Here is a 15,152-nt window from a genome sequence, read left to right as displayed (position 1 = left end):
AACCGGCGTAAGAATGGGATGAGAGCCAACATCCATTGACTGTCGCGACAAAAATACAAGTTTCAAAATGTGAAAAAGCGCTCTAATAGCGCTCTATTTCCCCTGCTGTGGAATATTTTTGTGGCCCCCCGAGTTGATCTACGTAAACGATGGAGTTCGTGATGCCCCATGAAGGCAACCTGTTACAAGCAGCCGTGGTGTTCCTGTTCGCCGCCGTGCTGGCCGTGCCCCTGGCCAAGCGCCTGCAATTGGGCGCAGTGCTGGGCTATCTGTTTGCCGGTGTGATCATCGGCCCGTCGGTTCTCGGCCTGATCGGCAACCCGCAAAGCGTGGCGCAGTTCTCTGAACTGGGCGTGGTGCTGTTGCTGTTCATCATCGGCCTGGAGCTGTCGCCCAAACGCTTGTGGGTGATGCGCAAGGCAGTGTTCGGCGTCGGTCTGGCTCAGGTCCTGCTCACCGGTGTGGTGATGGGCGCGGTCGCTCTATGGCTGTTTGGCCAGTCGTGGAACAGCGCCATCGTGCTGGGCCTGGGCCTGGCGCTGTCGTCTACGGCGTTTGGCCTGCAAAGCCTGGCCGAACGCAAGGAGCTCAACCAACCCCACGGGCGTCTGGCCTTTGCCATCCTGTTGTTCCAGGACATCGCCGCCATCCCGCTGATCGCCATGGTGCCGTTGCTGGCCGGCAGCGATCATCCGACCACCGAAGCCCAGGGCCTGCAACATGTGTTGCAGATCCTCGGCAGCATCGCGGTGGTGATCATCGGCGGGCGCTACCTGTTGCGCCCGGTGTTTCGCATTGTGGCCAAGACCGGCCTGCGCGAAGTGTCCACCGCCACCGCGCTGCTGGTGGTGATCGGCACCGCCTGGCTGATGGAGTTGGTGGGCGTGTCCATGGCCCTCGGGGCCTTCCTCGCCGGCCTGCTGCTGGCGGATTCGGAATACCGCCACGAACTGGAATCCCAGATCGAGCCGTTCAAGGGCCTGCTGCTGGGGCTGTTTTTCATTAGCGTGGGCATGGGCGCCAACCTCAGTTTGCTGCTCAGCACGCCACTGGTGGTGATCGGCCTGACCCTGCTGCTGATCGGCTTGAAGCTGCCGCTGCTGTACGCCGTCGGGCGGATGGTGGGCGACCTCAATCGCGAAAGTGCCCTGCGCCTGGGCGTGGTGCTGGCGGCGGGGGGGGAGTTCGCCTTCGTGGTGTTCAAGATCGGTCGCGACCAGGGCTTGTTCGAACCGCAGCTGTACGACGTGCTGGTGCTCACCATCACCCTGTCCATGGCCGTGACTCCGCTGCTGTTGCTGGTGTGCCCGAAGCTGTTCAAACCCAAGGCCAAGCCGGTGGAAGTGCCCGAGGAATACCGCGCCATCGAAAGCGATGCGCCTCGCGTGGTCATCGCCGGCATGGGCCGGATGGGCCAGATCGTGGCGCGCATCCTGCGCGCGCAGAACATCTCGTTCATCGCCCTCGACACCTCGGTGGAAACCATCGAGCTGACCCGCAGTTTCGGCGGCATGCCGGTGTTCTACGGCGACCCCCAACGCCCGGAAATCCTCCACGCTGCCAAAGTCGATCAAGCGGAATTCTTCGTGATCGCCATGGACGACCCGGAGATCAACATCAAGACCGCCGAGCTGGTGCGCAACCTCTACCCGCACATGAAGATCATCGCCCGTGCGCGTAACCGCCAGCACGTACACCGCCTGGTGGACCTGGACGCTTCACCGGTGCGCGAAACCTTCTACTCCAGCCTGGAAATGAGCCGCCGTACCCTGGTCGGCCTCGGTTTGAGCCAGGCCCAGGCCGATGCGCGCATCAACCGCTTCAAGACCCACGACCAGCAGGTACTTGCCGCCCAACACGCGGTATACGACGACGCGGCCAAGGTCATGCAAACTGCCCAGGAAGCCCGTGCGGAACTGGCGCGCTTGTTTGAAATGGACAGGCTTGACGAGGAATCCTCCGACAAGCTGTGATGGGCTGGATGAACGAAATTGCGAATTTTCTGACAGAATACGCCGCAATTTCGTTCATTCCCGGAGTGCTTCATGGCCACGTTCACCAAAACCGCAATGCTGCTCGCCCTAGCGCTTACCGCCGGCAGCGTGTTCGCTGCCACCAAGCCCGCCACACAGACAATCTCCACCTTGGGTGGCAAGTTCACCTTCAAACTGCCCAAAGCCTACAGCGCCGACACCCTGCCCTCCGGCACGGCGCAAGACGGCACCGCTGACACCCAAGGCACCCTGTACGCCAACTCGACGACGAAAAGTGTGGTGATCGTCGCCGAAACCGTGCGCAACGATGGGGCAACTATCCAGGATAACGACCCGAAGTTCCTCGACGGCGCCGTGGCCGATTTCGTCAAGGACCAGAGCGCCGCCATGCCCGACTTCAAGAAACTGGGCGAGAAGAAACTCACCTACAAGGGCCTGGGCCTGCGCCAGGTGGACAGCAGCGCTACCCAAGGCGGTGGCAAGACCTTGAACTCCACGTTCCTGGGTGGTTCGGGCAACCATTTGCTGGTGATCCAGGCGATTTCCCGGGCGGACGATGTGAAGGGGCATGCGCAGTTGGTGAAGCAGATTACGGGCGGCAAATAACCCTCCTCTTTACAGCCAACACAAAACCCATGTGGGAACGGGCTTGCCCGCGATGGCGGTGTGTCAGTCACTCACTCTGTTACTGAGCCACCGCCATCGCAGCATAGGTATCTACATAACTCTGTTAGCTCAACGGTAACCACGATGCGAAGCGAGCCGCTTTTGATCTTGATCTGCTTTTGATCTCAGGCGCCCCGTTAAACCACGCTGGCCGGAATTCGACAGGGATTTGGGGGGTAAACCGGCAGGGATGCCGGTTTAGCCGCCCCGCGCCATGGATGGCGCGTGGCGGCGGCCCCCCAAATCACTGGCGGATTACGGGCACACCGAGCCTAAGCGAGGTGCCGAGTGGTGGGGCAAGAGCGCTTTGCTTACTTTCGCGCTTTTCGAAAGTGAGCCGCCGTCAGGGCGGAACCCTAAGTGGCCGTTACCGCAGGAATGGATATGTACACGGTCCAACTGTGTTGACTGTCAGGCCGTCTTCGCAGGCAAGCCAGCTCCCACATTGGATCGCGGGGCATCAGTTATATCTGTGTCGGCTGCCAGGCCGTCACGGGAGCAAGCTCCCTCGCCACAGATTTAGCGTCGTGCCGAAGTTGTGTAGATACCTATGGCCATCGCAGGCAAGCCAGCTCCCACATGTTCAAGCGCATTTCACTTCAGGCTTTTTTCTAGCCAGGCTTTCAAGTCCTGCACTTCCACTGCGCTGATGGTGTGATTCATTCCCGGGTACTCATGAAACTCCGGCTTGAGCCCCAACCCCGTCAGCACCTTGTTCGCCTGCGTTGCCGAGCTGAAGGGCAGCGCCTGATCCAAAGTGCCATGGCCGATAAAGATCGCCAGCTTGCCCATGGACGCATCAGGTTTGAGCGCAGACCTGAGCACCGGTAGCACGCTGCCACTGAGCGCAGCGATACCACGTACCAAGTCAGGTTCACGCAAGGCCACTTCATAGGACATGATCGCACCCTGGCTGAACCCCACCAGGAATACCCGATCACTTTGGGTGTGGTACTTGGCGGTAGCCTTGAGCACAAAGTCCTTGATCAGCCGGGCGCTGCTGAACAGTTCATCGGTCTCGCCGTTGTACTCAGGCTCATCGGTCTTGGTAAACCAACGATAACCTTGCGGCTCCACCGGCAGCGGCGCGCGCACCGACAGGTAGGTCCAGGTGGACGGCAACGCGTCCTTGATGCCAAACAGATCTTCCTCGTTGCTGCCAAACCCATGCAGGAAGATCACCAGCGGCTGGTTGCGCGCATCGCCCTGGGTCTGTTCCAGGTAGGACAACGGCAAGTCGGTGTGCAAGCCGGAGTCGGCATGAGCGGCGCCGGCCACCAGGGCCAAGGCGAGGGCAAGCTGTTTAAGCATCGGGTTTACCTCACGGTTTGCGCAACAAATAGGTGTCCATGATCCAGCCGTTTTCGAGGCGCGCCGCCTTGCGTACCCGTTCGATCTCTTCTGCCACGTGCGCCACTTTACCGCTGATCAGGATCTCGTCCGGGGTGCCCAGGTAGGCGCCCCAGTAAATATCCAGGTCCTGATCCGCCACACTGCGGTAGGAATCTTCGGCGTCGAGCATGACCACCAGGGTATCGGCATCACTCGCCTGCCCCGCCGCCAACCGGCGCCCAGTGGTGATTTCGATGGACTTGCCAATACGGTTGAGCGCCACCTTATGCTGCGCCGCCAGGGCTTGCACGCTGGTGATGCCGGGGATCACTTCAAACTCGAAGACACAGCGACCACTGGCAAGAATCGCCTGCAAGATGCGGATGGTGCTGTCGTACAGCGCCGGGTCGCCCCAGGCCAGGAACGCACCCACCTCACCGTCAGCCATTTCTTCGTTGATCATGCGTTCGAAGGTCTGCTGCTTATCGCGGTTGAGGTCTTGCACAGCGGTGGTGTAGTCGATTTCACCGCGCACACGCTCCGGGCAGTCGGCCTCGACAAAACGGTAGCCGGGCTCGGTGATGTAGGTGTCGCAGATTTCCCGGCGCAGGTCGATCAGCTTGTCCTTGCTCTGGCCCTTGTCCATCAGGAAGAACACGTCGGTACGGTTCAGCGCCTTCACGGCCTGCATCGTGATGTAGTCGGGGTTGCCGGCGCCAATGCCGATGATCAGGATGCGTTTCATGGGTTGCTCTCAGTACGGGGCGTTGATTTTGCCATGATCAACGCATCAGGCGTGAGTTTCCAGGCGCAGGCGCCAGACTGCATTGAAACGCAGCTCGGTGCGCGACAGCGGTTCGACATCGATCAGGTAGAACATCGATACTGGAAATTGCATGACGTACAGCATTGCAGCGCGGATGACCAAGGGATGTGTAACGGCCACCACATGGCCGGGTTGGCACTCCAGTGACCTCATCCATTCGCCCACGCGCGCGCAAATGTGGTCCACCGACTCGCCGCCATGGGGGGCACTGGCGCTGTCGGTGAGCCAAGTCATCAATTCATCGCGATCAAGCTGGGCAGTGTCCTGCCCCTTCCAATGGCCAAAATCGCCATCGCGTAACGCGGGCTCAACCACGGCGTGGTCACCGAACAACGTCGCCGTCTGGCGAGTCCGCGCTTCGGGCCCGCATATCAGGCGCACACTTTTGCGGAACCGATCCGCCAGTGACAGCCGCGCATTCTGCCAATCCATCAGCAACGATTCGTCATCGGGAAACCGCCCCTGCTTTTGCAAGGGGGTCACGGCATGACATACGAGAGTCAATCGGGTTGCTTGCATAGGCACCTCACTCTGTTCAGGGACGCGGCGCAGGGAAAACGGTGCCGTATTTCAACCTGTCACAACGAACAGGCAAAGGACTGTGGCACATGACGGCTCCCCGCATCAGCGGCTGTAACCCTTCGTATTAAGTGGATACGGAACACCTTCGTACAGAAAAGCCACGAAAATTCGCCACAGAAGGCGCGCTTTTCATAACGATAGACGGAGACTTCCATGACGATCCCGGCAGCCACGAACCATGTTCCACCCTCATCTTCGCAACAAACGCCAACAGGCACCTTTGCGTGGCCGGTCAACCCGGATGAAAGGCTGAAGTATGACATTGCTCAGCAGCCGGAAAATCCTGGTCGATCCGAGCCCGTTTCAAGACGCGCCCCAAGTTCGCCTCAATTTCTGCTCACTCAAGGACAAGTCAGCACGTTGGTGGAAAAGAGTGATGCCGAGCTGGCACAGCAGCTCAGCGCGGCATTGATGGGCCAGATCGCTGAGGAGCTCACAACCCACAGGCAGTCACTCACCGCCCCGACTCTCACCCAGGTTCCGCCTTTTTCCAGCTTCGGCCAAGCGTGGGCACGTTTTAACCAGGCGCTCAGGGCAGAGCCGTTTGCAACCTTTGCCAAAGCCCATCACATCGACCTGTCCAACTTCAGCTGGAACCCTCAAGAGGGAACCATGACGTGCATGATCAATGGCTCCCCCAACAGCTTCACGGAGTTCACCCCTGGCTGGTCACAGGCATCGGCGGACGTCGCCGCAGCGGCCAGAGAGCTGGGCGCCCCGTCGACAACCTGGTTCCGCTACACCGGCGAACACACGCCTCCCAGTTACCTGGTGGGAGACTTCTACGCTATCGCTAGAACCGAGCTTACGCGTAATCCGCGGGCCGTGATCGCGGCACTCCAGGACGCCGATACATTCCCCTCTCTGGTCATCCCCAACGGCCCTCTGCCATTGGACATCTCGCAACAGACCTTGCGTGCCAGGCAAGCACAACGCAGCGTGAAGGAGACGATCACCCAAGCCACCTTTGAACGCAGCGGCACACTTGCCGACTCCAGTCGCACACCGACGCCCGCCGAACGCGTCGAGGCGGCTGATCGGGAAGTGGCACGGGAGTGTGCCAGAATTCTCACGAGGATCGGCTATCAAAGGCGCATCGATGATCAGTCGCTAACCTTTCTCCCCTTCCTGAATGTGCCTGACGACTCTACCTACGCACACACACGCGAGGCGTTCGGCAAATGCTTCTCCAGCCCCGCTTTCCTGGCGTTTGCGAAAGAACATAATCTCGAGGTTTCATCCTTGTTTATCCACTTGCCGACAGGCCAGTTGGAAGGCTACGTACGAAACCCTGACGGCAGCCGTAAATCGATTGTTTTGCGCACGTCGACTTGCCCCCAATGGGCGGCCCTCGAACCCGACATTTCAAGCGCGGCCCGAAAATACGGGAGAAGCGGCTCGGTCTACGAGGGGCCCGTTCGTACCCAGCAAGCGCTGGATCTCTCTATGATGCTGGACTTTTACGGCGTGACTCGGGAAACCGGCTCAGAGCAGAAGTGGCTCGAACAAGTCGCAGGGCTCATCCGCGATGGCTTCCCCTCCTTGAAAAAAAACAACCCTTCTGCTGACACCTCGCGTGGGATTCGCGAACTGCAGCAGGCAGCCCTACAAACACTTGCAGGCATCACAACCCCTCCAACACCTACTGTCGTTCAAGCGCCTGCGCCGGTAACCACCGCCAAGCCGCCCGTCGCCAGCCCCGTGAGCGACATCGCCCACCGTCTGTTTAACGCAGAGCCCGGGTTGCAGTCGGTCGTATCGGGATTACTCAAGGACGCCATCGATGCGTCATTGAACCTCGATGTGGAGCAGTTGGCGTTCGCCGTTCCCGATCCGGACAATCCAGGTGAGTACATTGAAACACCGCTGATGGAAATGATCATCAGCCATGTCGCTGGAGGCGCCGCGCCGGTTTTCGACAGCGCTGGCAAATTCGTCGATACGCGCGAGGACGTGCTCGCCCGTACCGGCAAACCTGCGGGTACTGCACTTCCTATCGATAGGTCAGCGCTACAGAAGGCTATGAGCGAGTTGCCCGGCAAGCTGAACGAAACGCTTCGAGCGGCAAAGATCACGTATTGGAATGAGCCGCCGTTCAATGAGCCGGCCCCTGGGCTGAGTGCCGACACAGCGCTCAGTGTCACCCCGATTTACGCGGGTAGCCGGCGGTCAATGCTCGGCCAGCTGCTGCACAGCAACCTGCGCCTGGCCAGTTTAAAATCCCCAGGTCTCAATGACATACAGCGCGAAACACTGGATACGGTAGCAAGGTTTCCCCACGGGCACCTCAACCCCACAGACAACTCCAAGACAACCATTCACTTCATGGTCCGCACTGACCCGGCCAACCCAGACAGCCCGAACGTTCAAACCCCTAACCTGTTCATCGAACGCAAGGCTGGGGACCGCACCCTCGCTGTGCTGATGTGCGAACCCAGCGGAAAGGTTACCCCTTATGCTTCCCTGGATGCAGCCCAGCAGGCCTGGGAACAGCAAAACCCCGAGGCGCAACCACCGACCCGCACCGACAAGCCCAGCCTGAAAGCCTTCGACGCTGATGCGTTCTACCTGCAAGCGAACGTCATGATTAACAACGGGGACGCCAACGCCGACACTGATCCCGCGCTGATCGTGGCGCGACCATCCCAAGAGTCCGGGCTCAAGCGTCCCGAATGGTCAAAAACCGCCTCCGATGCCAATCGCTTTATTTACCATGACCTGCTTCTGGAGATGGCGGGCTTCGAGCGCCGGCACAAGGGCAAGAGCTTTGGCGGTGATATTCCGGACATTAGCACTTATATCCAGGATCAGATCAAAGCCCTCGACCCTCCACCTTTTCACTATGACATCAAGGATCTGGAAGTCATCTTTCACACGCCCTATGGCGCCCCGGCCAGCGGATTCGGATCAACCCAAACCACCACCCTGTCTTTCATCGAAACCTTCGTACGCAACCTTTCAGGATTACCACAAGGTCGGGTGGAGGTGCGTCACAAACCGACGGGCATTCATCTAGCCAAGCTCGGAAAAGAGGGCGAACTGGGTAAGCTGATTCAGCAAATCGATGCCGGCAAGAACTACCCCGAATTAGTCAGGCGCGAGCTGCTCGACGATCCTGAAAAAAAAACCAGGCGCCAAGCGCTGTTCGCCGAGCAAGTCCCGATTGAACTGAAAATGAGGGCCCTGGAACTGACGGCCAAAGGCGAGGCTGGCTTCGATAACGCCATGGGTTTTCGTTACCTCCAGGCAATACTGGATCCAACGCCAGGGAAGAAGTTCGTCAATGGCAACGAAATCACCGTGCGCCCGTTGGCGCTCATGCGCCTGCCCGGCGCGGTGCCCGATGTGGTCGAAAACATGTTCCTGATCGAACCCAAGGACATCACAGTCGGCCCGCACATTCTTTATCGCCCGTTGAATTCCAGCGCCCCCCTGCTGCAGTTTCCTTCGCGCCAGGCGCTAATGGAGTCTGTCCAGACACAGAAGGAACTACAAAAAGACATTCTTGCCTGGCTGCCTGATGAGACAACCCGCGCCGTCTACAGGCACGATGGCTTTCGCGAACCGCATATGCCGACATATACGCCCGTGTTCACGCCTGCGCCGCCCACACTGGCGACTCATGACCTGTCGTCCGAGCTGCAAACCGGGCAACTGATGGGCTACTTGTATGAAGCCAATTCAAGGGCGCTGACATCGCTGGCCGAACACCAGGCCGTATCCAACGGGGAAAGTCGCTGGGAAAGGATTAAAGAAGGGGCAGGCCTATTACTCAATACGGCATTTCTGTTCATGCCAGAGAGTGCCTTTTTAATCGGTATGCCGTTTCAGGCAGACAGCATCATAAGTGATATCAAGACGCTTACCGGGAGCAGGGAAGGAAACAAAGAAGCAGCTGCAACAGATTTATTCATCAACATAGCGATGTTAATGCTTCACCTCGCAAGAGCACACCCCACTCAAACCTCCTCACGTACTGGAGTCGCGGCCATTCATACGGTACCGCAGGAAACACGCGTAGGTGATTTACCGGCGGCGCCTTCGCCTGAGTCAGCATTACGTGAAGTGATTCGGTTGGGCGGTCCATGGAGGGGTTTCAAGGCCATCGATGGTGACATACAAACCTTCGAGGATATTTACAAAGGCGCCCCACGACTCAATATATTCGGACATGGGACTGAACCGGCCACCGGAGAGCCCGCGAAAGTCGTAGGCGCAAACGGCAAGTTCTATTCGGCGCAAGACATCGTCAATAAACTTCGTGCGGAAAAAATTGACTTCAGCAAATATAAAAACATTGTGCTTCGCGTCTGCTATTCCGGCGCAAACGGCCCGAACTCGCTGGGTGATGAAATCTCCAACCTGACCAACATACCCACCAAGTCATTCGCAGGTCCTGTGCACATGGATTATTTTTTGGGCAAAGACCCAACGGGCCTGTTCAAAACGTACTATCGGGAATTCAAAGCGAAATACCCCACGCTTTCTCCACGCGACATAAAGTTGCTCGCTGACTCGAAAGTGAAGTTGGATTTTGCCAAGAACAACCACCTTAATACGGTGGAAAAGACATCAGGAACGCTGCTGCGATTCAATATTGGCACCCAGAAAGAGCCTGAGATGGTTCAAGAACTTGTCGATTACCGGCCACATTACTCCTACCCTGCCCTGGACGCGGCCCACGTGTTGCCAGCCAATTCAGCCCGATAGCCTGTTTCGGCAGGTTTGCCAACACAACCCTGCCGTTTGATTACCAATATGCAAACACGGCGTCAGGCCAGCGCCGTTTTCGCAGACGCCACCCTAGGCGTGGCACCGACCACGAAGTCCTCCTTGCGCAACAACACCAGCGCTACCAACGACACCACCCCGGTCGCTACATAGAAATACCACGGCGAAGTAATGTCGCCTGTCACCTTGATCAACCAGGTGGAAATCAACGGCGCACTGCCGCCAAACACCGCGACGGGCACGTTATACGCCACGGCAATCCCAGTGGAGCGAATCCGCGTCGGCAACAGCTCACTCATCAACGCATAGGTTGACGACGCGTACAGCCCGAACAGAATCGCCACCGCCATCAACGGCGCGAAGAAGGTCGCCGGGGTGGCGGTCGGGGCGGATTTGAACAGCCATAACATCGCCAGGGTCGCCAGCGTGCCGATCACCATCAGGAACGGCTTGCGCCCGTATTTATCGGTAAAGGCCCCGCCAAACGGCATCACGAAAGCCGCCGAGAAGCTGGCGACGAACACGTAGAGCAAGGTGGTGCCACTGTCGAACTTGAGGATCTTGGCCATGTAGGTCGAGGCGAAGGTCAGCACCAGGTAGAAGATCGAGCTGTGCAAGGTGATGATAAAGAACACCAGGGCAATCGCCCGCTTCCACTGCCAGACCTCGCGCAGCGGCGCCCGCGAAGTTTGCCCGGCACGTTGCAGGGCCAGGAACTCAGGGCTGTCTTCGAGCTTGAGGCGGATGTACATGGAAATAAAGCCCAAGGGCGCGGCGATCAGGAACGGTACGCGCCAGGCCCATTCCTGCATGACCTCGGCGCCCAATACCCAGGTCATTCCGTTGGCCACGGCGCCACCGAGCAGCAGGCCGAGCACGGCGGTAACCATCAGCCAGCAGGTGGCAAAGCCCCGGCGACCGGGGCCGGCGTATTCAGAGATGAAGCTGGTGACGGTACCGATTTCGCCGCCCGCCGAGAAGCCCTGCACGCAGCGCACCAGGATCAGCAGGATCGGTGCGGCGATGCCCAGGCTGGCGTAGGTCGGCAACAGGCCCAGCATCACCGTGGAGCCGGTCATCATCACCAGCGCCATGATCAGGGTTTTGCGCCGGCCGATCTTGTCTGCCAGCGGGCCGAAGAACAGCCCACCCAAAGGGCGGATAAAAAAGCTCAGCGCAAACGCGGCAAAGCTGGCCAACAAGCTGGTGGTGGGGTCATCGGAGACGAAGAACGCCTGGCCGATATAGACCGCGAGAAAACCATACACGCCGTAGTCGTACCACTCGATCAAGTGGCCGGAGGTGGCGCCCAGAAACGCACGGCGGCGCTTGCGGACGGTGTCTTGTGCGGGATTGCCCATCGTGGGGACTCCTTGTCTGATTATCGATCCATGTTAAAGCGCGGCGATACTCGCGGTTTGCAGCCAATGTCGCAAGTCGGTCTTGAGAATCTTGCCGTAGCTGTTCTTCGGCAAGTCGCTGCGCCACACATATTTTTTCGGCTTTTTGAACGAGGCCATGCGCGCCAGGAACCACGCCGTCAGCTCGCCTTCGTCCAGCGGCTGGCCACTGCGGGTCACCACGAAGGCCACCACCGACTCACCCCATTGCGCGTCGGGCTCGCCCACCACGCACACTTCGAACACCTCGGGATGCTGGGCCAGCACTTCCTCGACTTCACGGGGGTACACGTTGCTGCCGCCACTGATGATCACGTCCTTGGAGCGATCCGTCAGGGTCAGGTAGCCGGCCGGGTCGAGGTAGCCGATGTCGCCGGTCAGCAGCCAACCGTCCACCAGCGTCTGGCGCGTGGCCTGCGGGTTGCGCCAGTAGCCTTGCATCACCGTGGCGCCACGCACCGCGATTTCACCGCGTAGGCCGGTGGGCAGTGGCTGGTGCTCGGCATCGAGAATGCGGATCTCGACACAGGCTTGCGCGTGGCCCACCGAGGCGGCCAGGGTGGCCCAGTCGGGGCGCTGGCGCTCGGCGATCAAGGCGCGTGGCAAGACGCTGATGGTCATCGGGCTCTCGCCCTGGCCGTAGATCTGCACCAGGCGCGGGCCGAAGGTGTCGACTGCTTCGCGCAAGTCGGCGAGGTACATGGGGCCGCCGCCGTAGACGATGGTCTTGATGCCGGCGCCGTGATAATCCTGGCGCCGGGCCTGTTCGACCATGCGCTTGACCATGGTCGGCGCAGCAAACAGCGACACCTGGCCCATGTGCTCGGCCAGCCCGAACAGCTCGGCGGCATCGAAGCCATGGGAGGCCGGGACCACATGGCGGGCGCCGCAGCGCACATGGATGAAGTTGTACAGGCCGGCGCCGTGAGACATAGGCGCGGCATACAGCGCCGCATCGTCGACGCTCACTTGATCGACATCCGTGGCGTAGCACAGCGACATGGCGATCAGGTTGCCGTGCGACAGCATCACGCCCTTGGAGCGCCCGGTGGTGCCAGAGGTATAGAACAGCCAGGCGAGGTCGTGATCCTGGCGGGGCACCGGCTGTTCCAGGCTGGGCCAACCATGGCTGGGCGGCAGCGGGTGGCCGTCCAATTCCGTGCAATGCGCGGGCAAATCCCGCGATGAAAACACCTGGCCGCCGTCGGTAAAGATCAACCGCGCCTCGGCATTATCAACAATCCACGCCGCTTCGCTGGGGTGTAGCTTGGCGTTGATCGGCACCGCCACCCCGCCCATCCACCAGATGGCGTAGAGCAGTTCCAGGTAGTCGCAGCTGTTTTTCATCAGCAGCGCCACCGCGTCTCCCGGCACCAGGCCATGCTGCTCCACCAGATGCGCAGCGCGTTGGCGCACGTGGGCGGCGAAGGTGGCGTAGTCGGCCACTTGCACGCTGCCGTCGAACAATGCCGGGCGTTGCGGGGCCCGACGCTGGGTGTCGTGCAGCCAGTTGGCAATGTTCATGACTCAGCTCCGGCGTGCCTGCAGGACCGAGGCGTAGTTGGCCACCGCCATGCCGCCCATGTTGAACACCAGGCCGAACTCCGGGTTGGGCACCGCCAGGCCAATCGGCTCGCCGGTCAATTGCCGGAACGCCAAGGCATGCATGGACACTCCCGTGGCGCCGACGGGATGCCCCTTGGCCTTGAGCCCGCCGGAAAGGTTCACCGGTAAGCGCCCGCCGGCGCGCACCACCCCACTGTCGAGCACGCGATGGCCTTCGCCCTTGGGCGCCAGGCCCATGGCTTCGTAGATCAGCAACTCGGCAATGGTGAAGCAGTCGTGCACTTCGGCGAAGCTCAGGTCAGCCAGGGTCACATTCGCCCCGCGCAGCGCTGCATGGATCGCGCGTTGCGGGCCCTCAAAGGCCAGAATGTCGCGCTGGGCGATGGGCAAGGTGTCGTTGACCTGGGTCATCGCCCGGATTTGCACCTCGCGACGGAACGCCCGCGCACGTTTGGGCGAGGCGAGGATGATCGCGGCGGCGCCATCGCTGATCAGCGAGCAATCGGTCAGGCGCAAGGAGTCAGCCACGAACGGGTTGCTTTGGGACACGTTGTTGCAGTGTTCGAAATTCATCTCCCGATGCATCTGCGCCAGCGGGTTGGCCATGGCATTGGAGTGGTTTTTGGTAGCGATGGCCGCCATCGAGCCCAGCGGGCAGTGATAACGCTCGGCGTATTGGCGGGCGGCGCGGCCGAACAACTGGGGGAAACTCAGGCCGGCTTCGGCCGGGTCGTTCTGGTAGCCGGCCCCGGCCAAGGCTTGGGTGACAGCGGCGGTGCTGGTGTGGGTCATCTTCTCGGCGCCCACCACCAGCACCAGCTCAGCACTGCCGGAGAGGATCGCATTGACCCCCGCCTGGATCGCCGCCGAGCCGGACGCACAGGCGTTTTCACAGCGAGTAGCCGGTTTGAAGCGCAGCCCGGGGTCGGCTTGCAATAGCAATGAGGCGGCAAACCCGTCGGGCACCAGCCCCGAGTTGAAATGGCCGAGGAACAACGCATCGATTTGCGACGCGTCAATCTCGGCGTCGCTCAGGGCTTCTCGGGTAACCTGGACGATCAGGTCTTCCAGCGTCGTGCCTTCCAGGCGACCAAAGCGGGAGTGACCAGCGGCAACAATGGAGACGCAATCAGCAGGCATAATCAATTTCTTCTGTTCTTGATTCGGACTTTACTTACAATGACCCACCCCTGATCGTGCGCCAATTCGTGTAACTACTTACACGGGTAAGTAGTAGCGCCCCAGGGCATTGAACAACGAGGCAGGATGCCCCATGACCGCGCTAGCCCAGCAATTTCCCGACCTCGAACGCCTGGCGTTCAAGCTGTCCCCTGCCCCGCAGATCGTCACCAGCGACCGCGTGATTCTCGACTGCAACGACGCTTTCCTGAAGCTGTTCGGCTATACGCGCGACGCACTGGTCAACCAGCTGACCCTGCTGATCTACCCGTCCCAGGCCGACTACCACGCCATCGGCAAGCGCAGCCATGACTGGCTTCTCGACAGCGACAACGGCTTTTATTCCGATGAACGCTTCATGCAGCACCACAATGGCGAAGTGTTCTGGGCCAAGTCCCACGGCTACACCCTCACCCCCAAAGACCCATTCAAACTGATGATCTGGCACTTCGAACGCCTGGACCGCATGCACCAGGGCACCGGCGACCTCACGCCCCGGGAGCGGGAAATCGCCATGCACATCGTCAACGGGTTCAAATCCAAAGAAATTGCCCTGCGCCTGGCGATCTCCCACCGCACCGTTGAGGTGCACCGGGCGCGGTTGATGAAGAAGCTTCAGGCCAAGACGGTGGTGGAGTTGGTGTCGAAGATCATCATGGTGGCCTGACCGATAAAGGCTGTTTAACCGATGCCCCGCGATCCAAATGTGTGGGCAGCCACAATGCCGCACAGTTAAACGAACGCAATGCCCAAAGCAACGAAGATCAAATGTGGGAGCTGGCTTGCCTGCGAAAGCGGTCGTGCAGTGATAGATGCAGTGACTGTCATGCCGCCTTCGCAGGCAAGCCAGCTCCCACAGTTTGATCGTGGGGTGTC

The 15,152-nt window shown here is 60.0% G+C and carries 10 protein-coding genes; 4 read left to right on the top strand and 6 right to left on the bottom strand.

The features are described from left to right. Positions 1–161: 161 nt before the first annotated feature. Together CLM72_RS11825 and CLM72_RS11820 are read left to right on the top strand one after the other, a co-directional pair. Complete coding sequence (locus CLM72_RS11825; protein ID WP_034127310.1) at positions 162–1,973, top strand: monovalent cation:proton antiporter-2 (CPA2) family protein; 1,812 nt, start codon at positions 162–164, stop codon at positions 1,971–1,973. Positions 1,974–2,045: 72 nt separating this feature from the next. Beyond that, on the top strand, positions 2,046–2,600 hold the full coding sequence (locus tag CLM72_RS11820) for a hypothetical protein (RefSeq protein ID WP_105226562.1): 555 nt from the start codon (positions 2,046–2,048) through the stop codon (positions 2,598–2,600). Positions 2,601–3,254: 654 nt separating this feature from the next. Here the strand turns inward: CLM72_RS11820 and CLM72_RS11805 are convergent. Genes CLM72_RS11805 through CLM72_RS11795 form a run of 3 tightly spaced genes read right to left on the bottom strand, consistent with a single transcriptional unit; the run spans position 3,255 to position 5,337 of the window. Continuing rightward, complete coding sequence (locus CLM72_RS11805) at positions 3,255–3,971, bottom strand: alpha/beta hydrolase (protein WP_105226560.1); 717 nt, start codon at positions 3,969–3,971, stop codon at positions 3,255–3,257. A gap of 10 nt (positions 3,972–3,981) precedes the next feature. Continuing rightward, complete coding sequence (cobF, locus tag CLM72_RS11800) at positions 3,982–4,737, bottom strand: precorrin-6A synthase (deacetylating) (protein ID WP_054898541.1); 756 nt, start codon at positions 4,735–4,737, stop codon at positions 3,982–3,984. A gap of 45 nt (positions 4,738–4,782) precedes the next feature. After that, a complete protein-coding gene (locus CLM72_RS11795; protein ID WP_105226559.1) occupies positions 4,783–5,337 on the bottom strand; it encodes a histidine phosphatase family protein in 555 nt (184 codons plus the stop codon). 216 nt (positions 5,338–5,553) lie between these two features. On the opposite strand from CLM72_RS11795, the gene CLM72_RS11790 reads away from it, so the two are divergent. Further along, a complete protein-coding gene (locus CLM72_RS11790) occupies positions 5,554–10,110 on the top strand; it encodes a DUF6543 domain-containing protein (RefSeq protein WP_146120489.1) in 4,557 nt (1,518 codons plus the stop codon). Positions 10,111–10,172: 62 nt separating this feature from the next. Here CLM72_RS11790 and CLM72_RS11785 read toward each other — a convergent pair whose 3' ends face one another. The 3 genes from CLM72_RS11785 to CLM72_RS11775 are packed head-to-tail and all read right to left on the bottom strand — an operon-like array spanning position 10,173 to position 14,237. Then, positions 10,173–11,492: an MFS transporter gene (locus CLM72_RS11785; RefSeq protein WP_105226557.1), complete on the bottom strand. Its 1,320-nt coding sequence runs from the start codon at positions 11,490–11,492 to the stop codon at positions 10,173–10,175. A 33-nt stretch (positions 11,493–11,525) separates the two neighbouring features. After that, positions 11,526–13,055 carry a class I adenylate-forming enzyme family protein gene (locus CLM72_RS11780; RefSeq protein ID WP_105226556.1) on the bottom strand — a complete coding sequence of 510 codons (1,530 nt, stop codon included), beginning with the start codon at positions 13,053–13,055 and terminating at the stop codon, positions 11,526–11,528. A gap of 3 nt (positions 13,056–13,058) precedes the next feature. Continuing rightward, complete coding sequence (locus CLM72_RS11775) at positions 13,059–14,237, bottom strand: acetyl-CoA acetyltransferase (protein WP_054898545.1); 1,179 nt, start codon at positions 14,235–14,237, stop codon at positions 13,059–13,061. A 133-nt stretch (positions 14,238–14,370) separates the two neighbouring features. On the opposite strand from CLM72_RS11775, the gene CLM72_RS11770 reads away from it, so the two are divergent. Then, positions 14,371–14,943 (top strand): LuxR C-terminal-related transcriptional regulator, encoded by a 573-nt coding sequence (locus tag CLM72_RS11770; RefSeq protein ID WP_003190613.1) that lies wholly within the window; start codon positions 14,371–14,373, stop codon positions 14,941–14,943. Positions 14,944–15,152 lie beyond the last annotated feature (209 nt).

The sequence above is a fragment of the Pseudomonas sp. MYb193 genome (assembly GCF_002966775.1).
In the GTDB taxonomy this organism is placed as follows: Bacteria; Pseudomonadota; Gammaproteobacteria; order Pseudomonadales; family Pseudomonadaceae; genus Aquipseudomonas; species Aquipseudomonas paracarnis.
The sequence above is the reverse complement of the archived record's forward strand: the minus strand, read 5'-3'. Positions and strand labels throughout refer to the sequence as shown.

Excerpts from the sequence above, each read along its gene's own strand:
- CLM72_RS11825 (WP_034127310.1), top strand. The coding sequence starts at position 162 with ATGCCCCATGAAGGCAACCTGTTACAAGCAGCCGTGGTGTTCCTGTTC.
- CLM72_RS11820 (WP_105226562.1), top strand. The coding sequence starts at position 2,046 with ATGGCCACGTTCACCAAAACCGCAATGCTGCTCGCCCTAGCGCTTACC.
- CLM72_RS11805 (WP_105226560.1), bottom strand. The coding sequence starts at position 3,971 with ATGCTTAAACAGCTTGCCCTCGCCTTGGCCCTGGTGGCCGGCGCCGCT.
- cobF (WP_054898541.1), bottom strand. The coding sequence starts at position 4,737 with ATGAAACGCATCCTGATCATCGGCATTGGCGCCGGCAACCCCGACTAC.
- CLM72_RS11795 (WP_105226559.1), bottom strand. The coding sequence starts at position 5,337 with ATGCAAGCAACCCGATTGACTCTCGTATGTCATGCCGTGACCCCCTTG.
- CLM72_RS11790 (WP_146120489.1), top strand. The coding sequence starts at position 5,554 with ATGACGATCCCGGCAGCCACGAACCATGTTCCACCCTCATCTTCGCAA.
- CLM72_RS11785 (WP_105226557.1), bottom strand. The coding sequence starts at position 11,492 with ATGGGCAATCCCGCACAAGACACCGTCCGCAAGCGCCGCCGTGCGTTT.
- CLM72_RS11780 (WP_105226556.1), bottom strand. The coding sequence starts at position 13,055 with ATGAACATTGCCAACTGGCTGCACGACACCCAGCGTCGGGCCCCGCAA.
- CLM72_RS11775 (WP_054898545.1), bottom strand. The coding sequence starts at position 14,237 with ATGCCTGCTGATTGCGTCTCCATTGTTGCCGCTGGTCACTCCCGCTTT.
- CLM72_RS11770 (WP_003190613.1), top strand. The coding sequence starts at position 14,371 with ATGACCGCGCTAGCCCAGCAATTTCCCGACCTCGAACGCCTGGCGTTC.